Raw genomic sequence first — 16,418 nt, 5'->3', positions numbered from 1 at the left:
GCTGCGGGCAGGACCTTCGGCCCGGGTGGACCGGGCCGGGCGTCACTCAGGTGGCGCACCCGACCGGCCGATGGGTCGGGTGCGGGGGATCCGACGCACATGGAGCTCAGCATGTCCCCGAGAACGCCCCGTCGCAGCCTCCGCACCACCATCTCCGCTGGCTTCGTGGTGGTCGCGGTGGCGATCATCGCCACGATCGGCACCGCCTCGTGGCTGCAGCTGTCAGAGGTGGAGGGGACGGTCGAGTCCCTCGTCGACGACGGCATCACGCCCCTCCAGTCCCTGGGCCGGGCGAGGGAGTCCATGGTCTCGACCGAGATGGTCCTGCACGACCTGATGGTGGCCATCGCCACCGGAGAGGACGGCGGCGGCATGGACCAGGAGGTCCGCGACCACCTGTCCGACGCGCGGTCGGCGATCGAGGCGATCGACGTCCCCGCCCTCGCACCGCAGCGCGAGGACTTCCTCGACGAGTGGACGACCTACGCCGCGATCATCGAGGGCGAGATCCTGCCGCTGCTCACCTCCGGCGACGTCCAGTCGGCCGCCGAGACGATGTTCGCCGAGTCCGACAGCCACCTCGACGCCGCCACCACGGCGGTGCACGAGATGGATCGGCTGACCGCCGCGCGAGCCGACGCGCAGCGGGTCGACGCGGCAGCGCAGTTCGACCGGACCGCCGCGGTCCTGCTCGGGATCGCGATCGGTGCCGTCGCCCTGGCCGTCGCCGCGGCCCTCGTGATCGCCACACGGGTCACCCGCCCGGTCACCGCCGTCGTCGCCGCGCTCAGGAGGGTCGCGGGCGGCGACCTCCCCGCGCGGGTGGCCACCGACTCCGACGACGAGATCGGCGACCTGGGTCGGGCGCTCGGCGACACGCTCGACGCGACCTCGAGCGCCATCCGCACGATCGGGGTGAACGCCACCGCGCTGGCGGCCTCCTCGGAGAGCCTGCTGGGGATCGCCGGGCAGGTGTCGGGCGGCATGCACTCCGTCAGCGCCGCCGCCACCCAGATGGGCTCGTCGATCCAGGAGATCGCCGCCTCCTCGAGCCGCGCCGCGGAGGTCGCCGCCCGGGCGGTGGGCAGCGCGGGCGAGGCGACCACCACCGTCGCCCAGCTCAGCCGCTCGTCCGAGGAGATCGGCGAGGTGCTCCGCCTCATCACCTCCGTGGCCGAGCAGACCAACCTCCTGGCCCTGAACGCGACCATCGAGGCGGCGCGCGCGGGTGAGGCGGGGAAGGGGTTCGCCGTCGTCGCCGACGAGGTCCAGGAGCTCGCGAAGACGACCACGGCCGCGACCGAGGAGATCGCCGGGCGGATCGCGGCCATGCAGGGCGACGCCCACGCCGCGTCGACGGCGATCGCCCGCATCGCCGAGGTCGTCGAGGAGATCAGCGCCCTCCAGACGACCATCGCCGCGGCCGTGGAGGAGCAGACCGCCGTCACCGACGGGATCGCGCACGCCGTCGTCGCCTCCTCGGACGGCGCCGAGCACACGCTCGCGTCCGCCGAGGACCTGGGCCGGATGGCGGCCGAGCTCGAGCAGGTGGTCAGCCGGTTCGTCACCGACGAGCGTCGCGAACCCGCCCCCGCGTGAGGCCAGCGCGCGCGGCGGGTCAGCCGGTGTTCTGCAGCGCCGCCGCGATCCCGTTCATCGTCAACATCAGCACCTGACGGTCCTCGTCGGTCGCGTCCTCGCCCCGGGCCACCCCGAGCCAGCGCAGCTGCACCGCGCTCAGCACGTCGAGGTAGGGGTTGCGCAGCGCGGTCGCCTGGGCGACGACCTCCCGCCCCTCGAGCAGGGCGGACTGGCCGGTGACCGCCAGCACCATCCGGGTGGTCAGGGCGAGCTCGTCGAGGATCCGCTGGGCCAGATCGGGACGCTCCCCCAGGGCCAGGGCCTCCGACGCCGACCGGGCATCGGCCTTGACGAGGCTCATCTCGGCGTTCTCCATCAGCGTCGCGAAGAACGGCGACGTGGCGTGCAGCTCGCGCAGGGCCGCCAGGCCGTGGGCCTCCTCCGCAGCCTGCAGACCCGTCCCGAGGCCGTACCAGCCGGGCGCGTTGATCCGGCACTGCGCCCACGCGAACGTCCACGGGATGGCCCGGAGCCCCTCGAGCCCCCCGCTCGACCGTCGCTTGGACGGCCGGGACCCCATCTGCAGGGCCCCGATCTCCTCGATCGGCGTCACCGCGCGGAAGAACGCCGGGAAGCCGGGGGCCTCGACCAGGTCCCGCCACGCCGCCTCCGACGCGGTGGCCATGGCCTCGAGCATCGCGCCGTCCTGGGCGAACGCGTCGACGACCTCCCGCCCGGGGGCGCTCGCGATCAGCGTGGCGCTGGTGATCTGCTCGAGGTGCCGCGTCGCCAGCGTCCCGTTGCCGTAGCGCTGGTTGATCACCTCGCCCTGCTCGGTGACCTTGAAGCGGCCGGCGACCGCGCCGGGCGGCTGGGCCAGCACCGCCCGGTTCGTGGGACCGCCGCCCCGACCCAGCGCGCCGCCCCGCCCGTGGAAGAGGGTGAGCCGGACGCCGGCCTCCGACGCCCAGGCGACCATCCCCCGCTGGGCGCGGTAGAGGGCGAGGTTGGCGGCGAGGAAGCCCGCGTCCTTCGCCGAGTCGGAGTAGCCCAGCATGACCTCGAGCTCGCCCGGCCCCGGCCCGTCGCCGCGGCGCTCGGCGACCCACTGCTCGAGCACGTGCGGCGCGGCGTCGAGGTCCGCGCGGGTCTCGAACAGCGGGATCACGTCCACGTCGACGCCGGCGATGGCGGCCAGCGCCTCGACCCGCAGCAGGTCGACGAGGCCGGTGGTGAAGCTGATGACCCACCGGTGGCACGCGCGACGGCCGAAGCGCCGCTGGATCGCGGCGACCACCCGCATGGTCGCCAGCACGTCGCCCGCCGGGTCGGCGTCGGCGACGTCGGTCGGTGAGAGGTCGCGCTCGGGTGCCGAGGCGACCGCGACGGGGTCGGGGGGCTCGGGCCACTCGAGGTCGTCCGGGGCCGGCGGGGGGTCGGCGATGACAGCGCGGAGGGCGTCGAGGTCGTCGGGGTCGATGCCCAGCCGCCGCAGCGCCTCGGCGTGGACGTCGGTGTGCTGTCGGACCTCCAGAGAGGCCAGGTGGAAGCCGAACGAGCCGACCTGCCACGCCAGGTGCTGCAGCTCGCCGTAGGCCAGCCGCGGCGCCCCTCCGGCGGCGAGGGACGCCTGAGTCAGGGCGATGTCGGCGGCGAGCTCGTCGGGGCCGTCGAAGGCCATGTCGGCGTCGGTCCCCTGTCCCGTCCGCGTGGCCGCCAGCCGCTGGGCGGCGATCGCCATCAGGCGGCGGTGGGGGGACCGTGCCGCGCGCTTGTGCTGGGCGGCGGCGACGACGGGGTAGCGCGCCTCGAGCTCGGCCAGCCGCGCCAGCAGGTCGGGCGAGGCCGGCGTGATCTCCTCGGTGGCCGACAGGGTCCGGGCGATGCGCCGGGTGGCGTTCTCGAGCCCCCGCAGGACCCGGTCGGCCATGAGGGCGGCCGTCTCCGCGGTCACCGTCGACGTGACCCGCGGGTTGCCGTCGCGGTCCCCGCCGACCCAGGAGCCGAAGGTCAGGAACGGCGGGGTCCCCGGCGGCACCGCGCCGACATCCTCGCCGTGGAGGGCCGTGTCGACCGCGCGGTAGAAGTGCGGCAGGACCAGGAAGACGGTGGCGTCGAAGACCGCCATGAGCTTGCGGACCTCGTCGACCGGCGTGGGCCGCGACGTCCGGATCTGGGCGGTGCGCCACAGGATCGCGATCTCCTCGCGCAGGTGGCGGCGGATCGACAACTCCTCCGTCGCGCCGAGCAGCGCGGCGTCGAGCCGCTCGAGCTGGGCGTCGATGCGCCGCAGGCTGTCGACGACGGCGCGGCGGCGGGCCTCGGTGGGGTGGGCGGTCCACACGGGGTGGACCCGCAGGTCCGCCAGCAGGTCCCCGACGGCGGCGGCGCCGATCCGCTCGACCGCGTCGCCCACGGAGTCGGCGACCGGTCGGTCCCCGGTGTCGCGCTCGCGCAGCGCCCGCACGCGGGCGCGCTGCTCCGCCAGGTTCGTGAGCTGGAAGAAGATCGTGAACGCGCGGGCGACCTGCTCCGCCTGGTGGGTGTCGAGCCCCGCCACGACGTCGACGACCGCGTCCGGGTCGCCGCCGTCGCGGTGGTGGGCGACCGCGGCGACGCGGAGCTGCTCGACGCGCTCGTAGACGTCCTCCCCGGCCTCTTCGGCGATGATCTGGCCGAGGAGGCGGCCGAGGAGGCGGATCTCGTCGCGGAGCCGGTCGGGGAGTTCGATGGTCGACACGCCGGGGACCCTACCGGCCGCGTGTTGCGACCGGGTTGCCCGGCGGCGCCGCGACGGACCCGGTCAGTCGCGGTCGGCGCGGCGACGGCGGCGACGGCGGAGGAGCCACACGAGGGCCAGCAGGCCCAGGAGCCCACCGGCGGTCCTCTTGACCTCGTCGGGGTGCGTCTCGACGTAGGCGGTGGCCTTCTCCTGGACCTCCTGGCCGGTCTGCTTGGCCTGCTCCGCCGCGCGGCCGGCGTCGCGCTTCAGCTGCTCGACGTTGCGCGAGGCGACCTGGCGCGGATCGATCCGCTCCGCGATGGCGTCGACGGTGTCGACCAGGGCCTCGCGGGCCTCGCCGATCTCGCGCTCGAGCTCGTCGCGCTCCTGGGTGGTGGGGTCGCTCGTGCTCACAGCCCACCCCCCGCGCCGACGCGCCGGGGGTGCCCCCCGGCCTGTCCGGTGACCACTCTCGGGTTCGTGCTCACAGCTTGATCTCCTTCGCGGCCTGGACGGTCTCGCGTGCCTGGCGGGTGGTGCGCGGCGCCGGCGGCGGGATCTCCTGCGCCTTCTTCCGGCCCATCAGCGCGGCGATGCCGGCGATGACCAGGTAGAGCACGCCGACCGCGGCGAAGCCGAGCCATTGCCACCCCTCGCCGACCGCCCGACCCACCCCGAAGCCCGCGGCCATCGACAGCAGGAGGATGGCGATGAGCGCCATGACCCCTGCGGCGCTGAACAGGCTGATGCCGGCGACGGCGTCCTGCACGTCCTCCCGCAGCTCGCTCTTGGCGAGGGCGATCTCGTCGCGCATCAGCGTCGACATGTGCTCGGTCGCCTCGCGGGTCAGGTCGCCGAGGCTGGCCTCGGGTCGTGAGGGACGTAGGTCCGCGTCCATGGGGGTCTCCTGGGTCGTGGCGGGTCCCCGACGCCCTACCCCCGACACCCCGTCGGAGAACACGACGACGGGCCGCCCCGTGGGACGGCCCGGTGCTGCTCCCGGACGCCGTGGCGTCCGGGAGGGTTCAGTAGCGCTTCTTCTTGCCGCCGCCCTGGCGGACCTTGAAGCGCGGGTTCGTCTTGTTGATCACGTAGACGCGACCCTTGCGCTTCACGACCTGGCAGTCGGGGTGGCGCTTCTTCAGGGTGCCGATCGAGTTGACGACCTTCATGGTGGAGCTCCCGTGGGGTGGTGGGTCCTGGCGCCCTCGGTGGGGCGCGGCGCGCGCACGCCGGAACAGGGGCGCGTCAGCCGGGCACACGACTGTAGCAGGGCCGCCACGCGGTGACTCCCCGCGGGGACCTGCGGTGTGGTCAGGCGGCGTGATCAGGCGGGCGTGCGGGCGTGGTGGACCGCCACGATGCCGCCGGTGAGGTCCTGCCACCGCGGTCGGACCAGCCCCGCGTCCGCCATCCAGGCGGCCAGACCGGCCTGGTCGGGCCAGGCGAGGATCGATTCGGCCAGGTAGCGGTAGGCGGCGGGGTCCGACGTCACCCAGTCGGCGATGCGCGGCAGCGCGCCGACGAGGTAGTCGGCGTACACGGTCCGCAGCAGCCGGTTGGTGGGGGTGGAGAACTCGAGGACGACGACGCGACCTCCGGGCCGCACGACCCGGGCGAACTCGGCCAGCCCGGCCCGGGGATCGGGCAGGTTCCGCAGGCCGAAGCCGATCGTGGCGGCGTCGAAGGTGTCGTCGGCGAAGGGCAGGCGCGTCCCGTCCCCGTTGACCCAGTCGAGGCGCCGGTCACCGGAACGCCGCTCGGCAGCCGCGCCGACGGCGAGCATGTTCCATGAGAAGTCCAGCGCCACCGGCACCGCGCCGGTCGCCTGGACCTCGCGGGCCAACCGGCCGGTCCCCGTCGCGACGTCGAGGACCCGCTCGCCGGGGCGCAGGTCGAGGGCGCGGACCGCGCAGCGGCGCCAGTGCTGGTCCGAGCCGAAGCTGAGGACCGCGTTCCCGAGGTCGTAGCGGGCGGCGACCCGGTCGAACATCCCCTGGACGAGGGCGGCGTCCTTGTCACTCGTGGGGCGCGGGTCGGGCAGGCTCACCGCCCACCCCCCTCGCTGGCTCGCCGGGGGTGCCCTGCGGCCTGGCCACCCTCAGATCTGAGCAGTGCCTCCGCCGGCGGGGTGAACTCCCAGATCTGAGAGACAGGTCCGGCCTGTCCACCCTCAGATCTGAGCCCCACCTCCGCCGACGGCGTCAACTCCCAGATCTGAGAGACAGGTCCGGCCTGTCCTCTGACCACTCGCGGGCTCGTGCTCACAGGTCGTCCTTCCACTCCTCGAGGGCGGGCCACGGCTGGTCGGCGTCGGCCCGGCGGGACTTGCGGAGGCCGCCGAGGACGGTCAGCACCTGCCGGCCGGTGCCGCGTCGGATCAGGTCCGCGTACACGGTGTCCACACCGGTGTCGAGCGACACGCCCAGGAGGTCGGCCCGACGGCCGGGCTCGAGCACGCCCGCGACGTCGCCGAGGCCCACCGCTCGCGCGCCGTCGACGGTGGCGAGGCGGATCGCGGCCTCCTCGAGCTGGATCGGCCCGGCGGCGGACGGCCAGAAGAACAGGTCACGGCGGCGGGCGACCTCCACCCAGGCCGCGGCCTCGGCCAGCAGGTCGGCGTCGCCCGCCGCGGCGGCGCTGCCGGTGCCGAGCGCCAGGGGCACGCCGGCGTCGGCGAACCGCTCCAGCGGTGCGTCGCCGACCCCGAGCATCCCGTTCGCGCGGGGGCAGCAGACGACGCCGACGCCGTTCGCCGCCAGCGACCGCGCCTCGGCGAGGTCGACCCAGACGCCGTGGGCGATCGTGGTGCCGGGCCGCAGCAGCCCGAGGGACTCGAGGTAGCCGATGGCGCCCCGGCCGGTGCCGCCGTCGGCCCACTCGACGTCGAGCCCGACGTCGGCGACGAGGTCGACCAGCGGGCCGTCGCCGGTGCGCAGTGCCGCGATCTCGGCGTTGGACTCCGCCGCGCGGATCTGGAGGGGCCGTCCCCGCGCGGCGGCGAGCGCCCCGAGGGCCTGCAGCACGCCCGTGCCCAGGGTGTAGGGCGAGTGGGGGGCCACCCCGACGGTGCGCCCGGGGGCGGGCCGGTCGAGGGACGTGGCCACGGCGGCGAGGACGTCGTCGTGCTGGTCGGCGTCGACAAGCATCACCTGGACCAGGGAGTGACCCGCCAGGCCGGCGCGGCTGGCGGCGGGGACCCCGGGGCCGCGGAGGACCGAGTCGACGACGGCCGTGACGCCGTGGCGGAGCGCGTCCTGGACCCCGCGGTGCGCCGAGCGCGTCCACCGCTCCGCATCCCACCCGCTGGTGTAGCCGAGGACGGCGCGCAGCCACACGTGGAACGGGCCGGGCCGGGCGATCTCGCGGACGTCGGAGTGCTCGAGGACGGTGTGCCCGTCGACCAACCCGGGCAGCAGGACGCCGTCGACGTGGTGCTCTCGGTCCGCGGAGGGTCGTAGGTCCGACCGGGTCCCGAGGGCCATGATCACCCCGTCGGTCACCAGGACGGCGCCGTCGGCGAGCGGCGGTCCGGACATCGGGCAGACGACGGACGCGGAGTAGAGGACAGACGGCACCGAACGTTGGAGTCTACGCACGATGGCTGAGCACCTCGGACACAGGAGCGGACGACGGCGTCGCAGCGCCCGGCGAGGACGGGTTCCGGGCGACCACCAGGGGGACCGCTGCGACATGTGCGGGCGGACCGTCACCGTCGACGCCGAGGGGCGCTGCGCCCTCGGCCACCAGGCGATCCCGCCCGACGAGGCAGCCGCACGCCGCCGCCACCGCGAGGAGCGGCGCGGTCGGGGTGCCGCGGGAGGGGAGGCCGAGGGCAGATATCCCCAGGGCAGCGACGCCGAGGAGGCGGACGTCATCGCCAGCTGGACCGAGCCCAGGATCGGCTTCTCGACGCGCGCCGCACCCCCTCCCCTCGCCCCCGCCGAGGCGCTCCCGGTCATGGACCCGGTACCCGAGGTGCCCGCCGATGGGACGACCCCGCCGGCGGACGCCGACCCCCTCCCCCTGCGGATCCCCGAGCGGCTGCGCCGTCCCCTAGACGCGCCGTCGGCCGTGGGCCCGATCGCCTCCGCGCTCGATGCCGGGATCGAGGACGCCCACCCCCAGCCGGCAGCGGTGGCGGTGGCGGACCTGACCCCCTCGGCGGTGTCGGTGCTCGACGTCGCGATCCCCCGGCCAGGTCGACACGAGCCGACGCCGACCGTCGACGTGGCGACGGACCCGACCCCCGCCCGGTCGGAGGTGCCGGACGTCGAACCGCCCCGGTCGTGGACGATCCGGCTCGCCGCGACGGCGTTCGTGGCCGTGCTGCTCGCGGTCGCCTGGTACCTCGCCACCGCGATCTGACCGTCCGAGCGGCCGCTCGGACGGTTCGAGTGCCCGCTCCTACCGTGGGTCGGGGCGATACCGCGTCGAGGAGCTCGCTGACGTCGCCGACGTCAGCGTGGACACCATCCGCTACTACCAGGCCATCGACCTGCTGCCGGCGCCCGAGCGGGAGGGGCGGGCGGCCTGGTACGACGACGGGCACCTGTCGACGCTGCGGCGGATCCGCGAGCTGAAGGACCAGGGCTTCACCCTCGCGATGATCGCCCGGGTGCTCGCCGGCCAGCTCGACGCGGGGGAGGAGGCGCTGGCCGCCGCGATCGTGGCGCGCGACGAGACCGCCCCGGAGGTGCCCGCCGCGATGACCCTGCCGGAGCTGAGCGCCCACACGGGCGTGTCGGAGACCGTCCTGGCCGCGGTCGCCCGACAGGGCATCCTGATCGGCCCGGAGTCCGACGAGGCGCCCTACACCCCAGCCGACGCCGAGGCGGTCCGCGCGGGGCAGGCGCTCCTCGACTCCGGGGTGCCCATCAGCGAGCTCCTCGCCCTCGCCCGCGAGCACGACGCGGCGATCGGGGGGATCGCCGAGCAGGCCGTCGACCTGTTCGCCCGGTTCGTGCGCGATCCGATCCGGGCGCGGGAGCCCGACGAGGAGCGGGCGGCCGCGGAGATGGTCGCCGCCCTCCAGACGATGCTGCCCGCCGCCACCGACATCATCGCCCACACCTTCCGCCGCCGCCTGCTGCAGGCCGCCCGCGAGCGGATCGAGGCGGACGCGGCGGCGGAGGGTGAGGTGTCGACGTGACCGTCGGCGCGCTGCGCGACCCCGACGGGTACGCCTTCACGACCGAGGGGGCCGGCTGGGTCGGGAACGGGGTGCGGGACCGCTTCACCCCGTCGGGTCCGACGCGGTTCGCCGACGCCGCGGCGTGGGCGTCAGAGGCCCTGGCGCCCGACGACGTCGCCTTCGCCGCCTTCACCTTCGACGGGTCGCCGGGCAGCGCTCTGGTCGTCCCCGAGGAGGTCCACGCGGTGCGCACCGACAGCGCCCCGCCGCCGGACCTCGGCCGGGTCGACGGCAGGATCCGCTACGCCGGCTCGTCGGTCGACGAGGTCGCCTGGATGGAGGCCGTCGCCACCGCCACGACGCGGATCCGGGCGGGGGCGTACGAGAAGATCGTCCTCGCGCGCGACCTGCAGGTGTGGGCGGCCGACGAGCTCGACCCGATCGGCCTGGCGGCCCGGCTCGCGCGGCGCTTCCCGAGCTGCATGACCTTCCTCCACGAGCGGTTCGTCGGCTCCACCCCCGAGCTGCTGCTGCGCCGCGACGGCCGGCGCGTGACCTCGGTGGTGCTGGCCGGCACCGCCGCGCCGGACCCCGCGAGCGGCCGGGCGCTGCTCGCGAGCGCGAAGGACCAGGCCGAGCACGCGTTCGCGCGGGACTCCGCGCTCGCCGCGCTGGCCCCCTCCTGCGTCGAGCTGCACGCCGACGCCGAGCCGTGGCTGCTCCGCCTGGACAACCTCCAGCACCTCGCCACCCGCGTCACCGGCCTGCTGGACGCGGACCACCACGTCCTCGAGCTGGTCGGGGCGATGCACCCGACCGCGGCGGTCGGCGGCACGCCGCGCGACGTCGCGGTCGCCGACATCCGCCCCCTCGAGCAGATGGACCGGGCCCGCTACGCCGCCCCGATCGGGGTGGTCACGGGGTCGGGCGACGGGACCTTCGGGATCGCCCTGCGGTGCGCGCAGCTCGACGGCAACCGCGCCAGGCTGTTCGCCGGCTGCGGGATCGTCGCCGACAGCCTGCCCGACGACGAGCTCGAGGAGACGCGGCTCAAGCTGCAGGCCATGCAGTCGGTGCTGGCCGCCTGAAGGTGGCGGCCGGCCCGTCGGGGACGACCGCGTCAGGTGTGGGAGGTCTCCGCGGTGATCGTGTGCACCGGCAGCTCGAAGCGGCGGGCCAGGAGCGCCGGCAGGTCCGCGTGGAGCCACTGGGACATGTCGGGGCTGAGGGTCGTCAGCACGATCTCGTCGATCGGCTCGTCCGCGATGGCCCGGGAGGCGGCGACGACCGGGTTGGGGTCGGCGACGCGCCCGTGGGCGGCGATGCCGAGGTCCCGCAGGATCTCGATCGCCGTGCGCAGCCGGAACCGCGCCTGGGCGACCCCGACGTCGTCCGTCCGGTCCCTGAGCCCGCGGTCAGGCGACGCGAGCCTCCCGCCGCCGGGGGCGCTGGCCAGGTGGGCCGACGGGGTGGCCGGGACGACGACGAACACCGCGACCCGGTCGTGGGACGCCACCCGATCCGCCATCACCTCGCGCAGGGCGTCGGACCCGATGCCCTGGTTGGCGAGCAGCAGGATCGTCTGCACGCCGTCGTCGCCGGCCAGCGACCGGTACAGCGGCTCGGCGGCGTGGACCCCGGGGTAGGCCATCTGCTCGAGGAGCGCGTGGGGCACGTGGTGGTCGTGCTCCATGTGGTCCGCGAGCTCTGCGCGGTTCGTGAACCGCAACGGGCAGCGGGTGCAGGTGTGGATGCTCAACGCACGTCACCTCTCAGCTGTTCGGTGCTGCACCGCTGATCGTACGCGAGGATGGGCCCCCATGGACACGCACACGGGTGAGGGCGCACGGGACGGCGGTTGGTGGTGGTGCCTTACCCACGAGACCGTCGAGCAGGGGTCGACCTGCCGGGCCCAGGACCGGCTGGGGCCGTACCCGACCGCCGACGCCGCACGTGACTGGAAGGCCCGCCGGGACGCCCGGGAGGAGGCCTGGGAGGCCGAGGACGAGCGCTGGGAGTCCTGAGGCCCGCGGAGCCCCGGCCGGACGACCCCGCCACCCCAGCCGGCTAGCGCCCCCGGGGGTCGACGGCGGCGGCGATCGCCCGCCGGGTGCGGTGGTACCTGGCGGTCTCGGCCGGCGTGTCGGTCCGCACCTCCACCAGGGTGACGTCGGGGGTCGCCCAGGCGTCGGCGAGCACCTGGCCCAGCTCGGCCGGGTCGTCGACGTGGGTGTAGCCGACCCCGACGGTCATCGCGAGCCCGTGCAGGCTGACGCCGTGCGGGGTCGCGAAGAGCCGGCGGAAGGTGACCTCGTCGAGCGCCTCGCCGTACGGCAGGAGGTGGAAGATCCCTCCTCCGTCGTTGTTGAGGACGACCACGGGGAGGGAGGGGCGCGGCTCGTCGGGCCCCATCACGAGACCGGTGAGGTCGTGGACGATCGAGAGGTCGCCGGCCAGGGCGACCGTCGGCCCGCCGGCGCCGAGCGCGACCCCGATCGCGGTCGAGGTGAACCCGTCGATGCCGGACGCGCCGCGGTTGCCGACCACGTGGATCGGGGCCGGGACCATCGCCTCGTCCAGGTGGCGGACCGGCAGCGACGACGCGACGACGAGGTGCCCGCCGGCGGGGACGGCCGCGGCGACGTCGCGGGCGGTGCCCAGCTCGGACATGCCGGCGTGGCGGTCCAGCTCGTCGTCGAGCACCGCGGCGGCCCGGCGGTCGGCGTCGCGCCAGGCGGACAGGACCGCGCCGTCGGCATCGGGCAGGTCCGCGGTCCAGGCGTCGAAGGTGCGCCGGACGAGGTGGGTGGTGTGGCGGCCGGGGTCCCAGCCGCGGTCCCACGGATCGATCGTCACGACCTCCTCGGCACCGGCGACGAGGGCGCTGGTGGGCCGGCTCAGCACCGGCCGGCCGAGCTGGACGACCACCTGGGGGCGCATGGCCGCCACGAAGGCCTCGGACGCGGCCAGCCAGTGCCCGCACCGCAGGGCCGTGCCCCGGCGCAGGCCGCTGGTCGGCTCGGCGATCACCGGCAGCCCGAGGCGCTCGGCGGCGGCGAGGATCCGGTCCGCGTCCGGGATGTCCAGTCCGGTGTCGGCCAGCAGCGGGCTCGGGCCGGCCAGCGCCCCCTCCCCGGCGACGAGGACCGCGGGGCGACCGTCGAGGACGGCATCCGGGCGGATCCCGGCGGGCCGCTCCTCGACCGGTCGCGGCGGCAGGCCGCGGACCCAGGACGCGCCCTCGCCGGCGCCGGGCGGACCGGTGCGGAGGGTCGGCGGCGGCCGGTCGGGGTCGAGCAGCGGCTCGCGCAGCGGGATGTTGAGGTGGACCGGGCCGGGGTGGAGCCCGTCGGCGTGGTCGACGGCGGTCGCGACCAGGCCGCGGAGGGCGCGCTCGTCGCGGTCCGCGCCGCGCTCGACCACGTCGGCGGCGAACCGCACCGCGTCGCCGTACAACCCGACCTGGCGGATGGTCTGGTTCGCCCCGGTCCCCCTCGCCTCGGGTGGCCGGTCGGCGGTGAGCACGATCAGCGCGACCCCGGCGGCATCGGCCTCGATGACGGCCGGGTGGTAGTTCGCGGTGGCCGTCCCCGAGGAGCACACGACCGCGGCCGGGCGACCGCTGCCGCGGGCGAGGCCGAGGGCCAGGAACCCGGCGCTGCGCTCGTCGACCCGCACGTGCAGGCGCGGGACGGCGGCCGCCGCCGCGAGGGCGATCGGCGCGCTGCGGGACCCCGGCGAGATCACCACGTCGGTGACGCCCTGCCGGACGAGGGCGTCGACGAGGACCGTCCCGATCTCCGTCGCGCTCAGCACGTGGGCACCTCGGTGGTGGCGGCGCGGGCTGCCTCGGCGGTGTGGGCTGCCTCGGCGGCGTCGTAGCGGGTGAGGTCCGCGGCCGGGTCGGTGGCCGACCAGCGCTGCAGCAGGTGCACGTCGGGCGTGACCGGGCGGACCGCGAGGTGGCCGCCGACCGGGGCGAGCGGGTCGTCGGTGACGTCCCCGGCCAGCAGCGTCGCCGTGCCGAGGCCGCAGGCGTACGGCAGCTCGGGCAGTGCGGCGGCGAGCGCGAGGCCGGCGGCGAGGCCGACGGAGGTCTCGACGGCCGAGGACACCACGGCGGGCAGGCCGGCCGCCTCGACGACCTGCAGGGCCCGCCGGACGCCGCCGAGGGGCTGGACCTTCACGACGACGACGTCGGCGGCCTCGAGCCCTGCGACCCGCAGGGGGTCCTCGGCGGTGCGGATCGACTCGTCGGCGGCGAGGCGGACGTCGACCCGACGGCGGAGGGCGGCCATCTCCTCGAGGGTCGCGCAGGGCTGCTCGGCGTACTGCAGGCCCCCGGCCGCGGTGTCGAGGGCGCGCAGGGCGGTGATCGCGTCGTCGACGTCCCAGGCCCCGTTGGCGTCCACGCGGACGTGCCCGTCCGGCCCGAGCGCGTCGCGGACGGCCTCGACCCGGGCGATGTCGTCGGCGAGGGCCTGGCCCGGCTCGGCCACCTTCACCTTCGCGGTGGCGCAGCCGCTGGCGGCGACCATGGCGTGGGCGGTGGAGGGGTCGACGGCGGGGACGGTCGTGTTCACCGCGACGGCGTCCCGGACCGGCACGGGCCAGCCCTCGGTCGCCGCCTCCTGCGCCGCAGCCCACCACCAGCGGGTGACCGCCGGGGGGTACTCGGGGAACGGGCTGAACTCGCCCCACCCCGCCGGCCCCCGGACCAGCACGGCCCGGCGCCGGTCGACCCGGCGGAACCGGGTGACCAGCGGGATCTCGACGACGTGCAGCTCGGTGGCCATGGGTGGGCCAGAACCCTACCGGCCGGCGAGCACCAGCCCGATGGCGAGGGCGACGGCGAAGACGAGCTGGACGCGGGCGGTGCCTGCCAGGACCTGGATCAGGGCGGGGCCGCGGGCGCCCTCGCGAACCAGTCCGAGCGGCCTGGCGGACAGCGGGACGGCCACGGCGGCGACGACGGGCCACGGGGACCTGGCGCTCAGCGCGATCACCCCGATGAACCCGAACGCGACGACGAAGAGGGCGAGGAAGAGGGTGCGGGTCGGCCCCTCCCCCAGCGCGATGGCGAGGGTGCGCTTGCCGGCCGCGGTGTCGGTGGGGATGTCCCGCAGGTTGTTGGCGACCAGGATGGCGACGGCGAACAGGCCGACGGGGACCGCGGCGATGACCGCGGTGCGGATCACCTGCTCGTCCTGGACGAAGGCGCTGCCCACCGTCGCGACCAGACCGAAGAAGACGAAGACCATCACCTCACCCAACCCGAGCGATGCGTACGGCTTCGGCCCCCCGGAGTACCCGAGCGCCGCGGCGAAGCACACCGCCCCGACCGCGACCAGCCACCACGTGGTCGCGGCGGCCAGCGCGATCCCCGCCGCGGCGGTCACCCCGAGCGCGATCGCGATCGCACGCTTCATCGCCGCCGGTGCGACGAGGCCCGACGCGACCGCCCGGCGGGGGCCGACCCGCGCCTCGGTGTCGACGCCCTTGACGCCGTCGAAGTAGTCGTTCGCGTAGTTCACCGCGACCTGGACGCTCACGGCGACGACGAGCGCCGCGACGGCCCGCCAGGCGATGAACCGGTCGGCGGCGGCCGTGCCCACGAGCACCGGCGCGACGGCGGCGGCCAGCGTCTTGGGCCGGGCGGCCTCCACGTACGGGTTCACGTCGCTCCTCGATCTCTGCCGGACGGGCGGCTCGGTACCGTAGCGCGGTGCCAGACGCCGACGACCAGCCGGACGACCAGCCGTCACGCCTCCTGCTCGCGGTCGAGGCGACCCCCGAGGCGCTGCTGCCGCGGCTCCGCGACGCCTGGGACGGCGGTCCGGCGGTCCTCCCCCTCGACCCGCGCTTGCCGCCCCGCGCCCGCGGCGCGCTCGTGGCGGCACTCAAGCCGGGCGCGGTCTCCAAGCCCGGCGGGCTGGTCTCCCTGCCGGGCGCCACCCCCGTCGCCGACGACGTGGTCGCGGTCGTGGCGACCAGCGGCTCGACCGGCCCGCCGAAGGGGGTGGAGCTCACCCGCCACGCGCTCGCGGCCAGCGTCGACGGCGGCTTGTCCCGCACCGGAGCCGACCCGGAGGTGCCGTGGGTCGCCTGCCTGCCCGTCAGCCACGTCGGCGGGCTGCTGGTGCTGCTCCGGGCGATCACGACCGGCACGGCGCCCGTCGACGTCGACGGGTTCGACGCCGACCGGATCGCCGCGCTCGGACACCCGGTGCACCTCGCGGTCGTCCCGACCATGCTGCGCCGCCTGCTGGCCGCCGGCGCCGACCCCGAGCGCTGGGCCACCGTCCTGGTCGGCGGGGCGCGGCTGCCCGACGACCTCCGCAGCGCCGTGCCGCACCTGACGACCACGTACGGGATGACCGAGACGTCCGGGGGGTGCGTCTACGACGGCGTGCCGCTGCCCGGCGTGACCGTGTCGGAGGCCGACGACGGCCGTCTCCGGATCGGCGGCGCGACCCTGATGCGGGGCTACCGGCGGCTGGCCGGCCCCTCCCCGACCCCTCCCCCGCCGGCGGGGTTGGACCCGGACGGGGCGTTCACGCCCGCCGACCTCGGCACGGTCGACGACGACGGCCGCGTGACCGTCCTCGGGCGGGCCGACGACGTGATCGTGACCGGCGGGGAGAAGGTCGTGGCCAGCCAGGTCGCCGCGCGCCTGGAGGCCCACCCCGCCGTCGCGGAGGCCGAGGTGCTGGGGGTCCCGGATCCCGAGTGGGGGCAGCGCGCCGTCGCGGTCGTCGTCCCCGCCGAGGTGGGCGCGATCCTGTCCCTCGCCCTCCTCCGCTCGTTCGTCGCCGACGAGATGCCGCGCTACGCCGCTCCCCAGGACCTGGTCGTCGTCAACGCCCTCCCGCGCCTGGCCACCGGGAAGGTGGACCGCGTGGCGCTGCGACGGGCCCTCTCCGGGCGCTGACGCGGACGTCCCGGCCGGGCGGGTCCGACGGGCAGTCCCGGAGGACGTGC

The 16,418-nt window shown here is 75.8% G+C and carries 15 protein-coding genes and 1 pseudogene; 6 read left to right on the top strand and 10 right to left on the bottom strand.

Going from position 1 to position 16,418, the window contains the following annotated elements; genetic code table 11:
• Nucleotides 1–111: 111 nt before the first annotated feature.
• On the top strand, nt 112–1,599 hold the full coding sequence (locus ACEQ2X_RS18450) for a methyl-accepting chemotaxis protein (RefSeq protein WP_370327324.1): 1,488 nt from the start codon (nt 112–114) through the stop codon (nt 1,597–1,599).
• A 19-nt stretch (nt 1,600–1,618) separates the two neighbouring features.
• On the opposite strand, the gene ACEQ2X_RS18445 is transcribed toward ACEQ2X_RS18450, so the two are convergent.
• From ACEQ2X_RS18445 to ACEQ2X_RS18420, 6 genes are all read right to left on the bottom strand, one after another.
• On the bottom strand, nt 1,619–4,321 hold the full coding sequence (locus ACEQ2X_RS18445) for a phosphoenolpyruvate carboxylase (RefSeq protein WP_370327323.1): 2,703 nt from the start codon (nt 4,319–4,321) through the stop codon (nt 1,619–1,621).
• A 63-nt stretch (nt 4,322–4,384) separates the two neighbouring features.
• Nucleotides 4,385–4,717 carry a DUF3618 domain-containing protein gene (locus tag ACEQ2X_RS18440; RefSeq protein ID WP_370327322.1) on the bottom strand — a complete coding sequence of 111 codons (333 nt, stop codon included), beginning with the start codon at nt 4,715–4,717 and terminating at the stop codon, nt 4,385–4,387.
• A 70-nt stretch (nt 4,718–4,787) separates the two neighbouring features.
• Nucleotides 4,788–5,201 (bottom strand): phage holin family protein, encoded by a 414-nt coding sequence (locus tag ACEQ2X_RS18435; protein WP_370327321.1) that lies wholly within the window; start codon nt 5,199–5,201, stop codon nt 4,788–4,790.
• A 127-nt stretch (nt 5,202–5,328) separates the two neighbouring features.
• Complete coding sequence (ykgO, locus tag ACEQ2X_RS18430; RefSeq protein WP_370327320.1) at nt 5,329–5,475, bottom strand: type B 50S ribosomal protein L36; 147 nt, start codon at nt 5,473–5,475, stop codon at nt 5,329–5,331.
• Between the two features lie 155 nt (nt 5,476–5,630).
• Nucleotides 5,631–6,347 (bottom strand): ubiquinone/menaquinone biosynthesis methyltransferase, encoded by a 717-nt coding sequence (locus ACEQ2X_RS18425; RefSeq protein WP_370327365.1) that lies wholly within the window; start codon nt 6,345–6,347, stop codon nt 5,631–5,633.
• 220 nt (nt 6,348–6,567) lie between these two features.
• Nucleotides 6,568–7,881: an amidohydrolase family protein gene (locus ACEQ2X_RS18420; protein WP_370327319.1), complete on the bottom strand. Its 1,314-nt coding sequence runs from the start codon at nt 7,879–7,881 to the stop codon at nt 6,568–6,570.
• A gap of 115 nt (nt 7,882–7,996) precedes the next feature.
• Between ACEQ2X_RS18420 and ACEQ2X_RS18415 the strand changes: the two genes are divergently transcribed.
• From ACEQ2X_RS18415 to ACEQ2X_RS18405, 3 genes and pseudogenes are all read left to right on the top strand, one after another.
• Nucleotides 7,997–8,671 (top strand): hypothetical protein, encoded by a 675-nt coding sequence (locus ACEQ2X_RS18415; RefSeq protein WP_370327318.1) that lies wholly within the window; start codon nt 7,997–7,999, stop codon nt 8,669–8,671.
• A 70-nt stretch (nt 8,672–8,741) separates the two neighbouring features.
• A pseudogene (locus ACEQ2X_RS18410) lies at nt 8,742–9,455 on the top strand (MerR family transcriptional regulator); the annotation flags it as partial.
• Nucleotides 9,452–10,525: an isochorismate synthase MenF gene (locus tag ACEQ2X_RS18405; RefSeq protein WP_370327317.1), complete on the top strand. Its 1,074-nt coding sequence runs from the start codon at nt 9,452–9,454 to the stop codon at nt 10,523–10,525. The pseudogene ACEQ2X_RS18410 and the gene ACEQ2X_RS18405, both read left to right, overlap by 4 nt.
• 32 nt (nt 10,526–10,557) lie before the next feature.
• Here ACEQ2X_RS18405 and ACEQ2X_RS18400 read toward each other — a convergent pair whose 3' ends face one another.
• On the bottom strand, nt 10,558–11,196 hold the full coding sequence (locus tag ACEQ2X_RS18400) for a hypothetical protein (RefSeq protein ID WP_370327316.1): 639 nt from the start codon (nt 11,194–11,196) through the stop codon (nt 10,558–10,560).
• Nucleotides 11,197–11,257: 61 nt separating this feature from the next.
• Between ACEQ2X_RS18400 and ACEQ2X_RS18395 the strand changes: the two genes are divergently transcribed.
• Nucleotides 11,258–11,461, top strand: a complete 204-nt coding sequence (locus ACEQ2X_RS18395) for a hypothetical protein (protein ID WP_370327315.1) — start codon at nt 11,258–11,260, stop codon at nt 11,459–11,461.
• A gap of 43 nt (nt 11,462–11,504) precedes the next feature.
• Here ACEQ2X_RS18395 and menD read toward each other — a convergent pair whose 3' ends face one another.
• The 3 genes from menD to ACEQ2X_RS18380 are packed head-to-tail and all read right to left on the bottom strand — an operon-like array spanning nt 11,505 to nt 15,202.
• A complete protein-coding gene (gene menD / locus ACEQ2X_RS18390) occupies nt 11,505–13,253 on the bottom strand; it encodes a 2-succinyl-5-enolpyruvyl-6-hydroxy-3-cyclohexene-1-carboxylic-acid synthase (RefSeq protein WP_370327314.1) in 1,749 nt (582 codons plus the stop codon).
• Entirely contained in the window at nt 13,247–14,233 is a 987-nt protein-coding gene (locus ACEQ2X_RS18385; RefSeq protein WP_370327313.1) for an o-succinylbenzoate synthase, read from the bottom strand. The genes menD and ACEQ2X_RS18385 overlap by 7 nt, the downstream gene beginning before the upstream one ends.
• A gap of 15 nt (nt 14,234–14,248) precedes the next feature.
• A complete protein-coding gene (locus ACEQ2X_RS18380) occupies nt 14,249–15,202 on the bottom strand; it encodes a 1,4-dihydroxy-2-naphthoate polyprenyltransferase (protein WP_370327312.1) in 954 nt (317 codons plus the stop codon).
• Between ACEQ2X_RS18380 and ACEQ2X_RS18375 the strand changes: the two genes are divergently transcribed.
• The gene (locus ACEQ2X_RS18375; RefSeq protein WP_370327311.1) at nt 15,163–16,368 is read left to right on the top strand and encodes an AMP-binding protein; all 1,206 of its coding nucleotides are present in this window, start codon (nt 15,163–15,165) and stop codon (nt 16,366–16,368) included. The two genes, ACEQ2X_RS18380 and ACEQ2X_RS18375, sit on opposite strands and share 40 nt — an antisense overlap.
• Nucleotides 16,369–16,418 lie beyond the last annotated feature (50 nt).

Origin of the sequence: Euzebya sp., assembly GCF_964222135.1 — a bacterium.
In the GTDB taxonomy this organism is placed as follows: Bacteria; Actinomycetota; Nitriliruptoria; order Euzebyales; family Euzebyaceae; genus Euzebya.
This window is presented reverse-complemented; position numbering and strand designations above follow the sequence as displayed.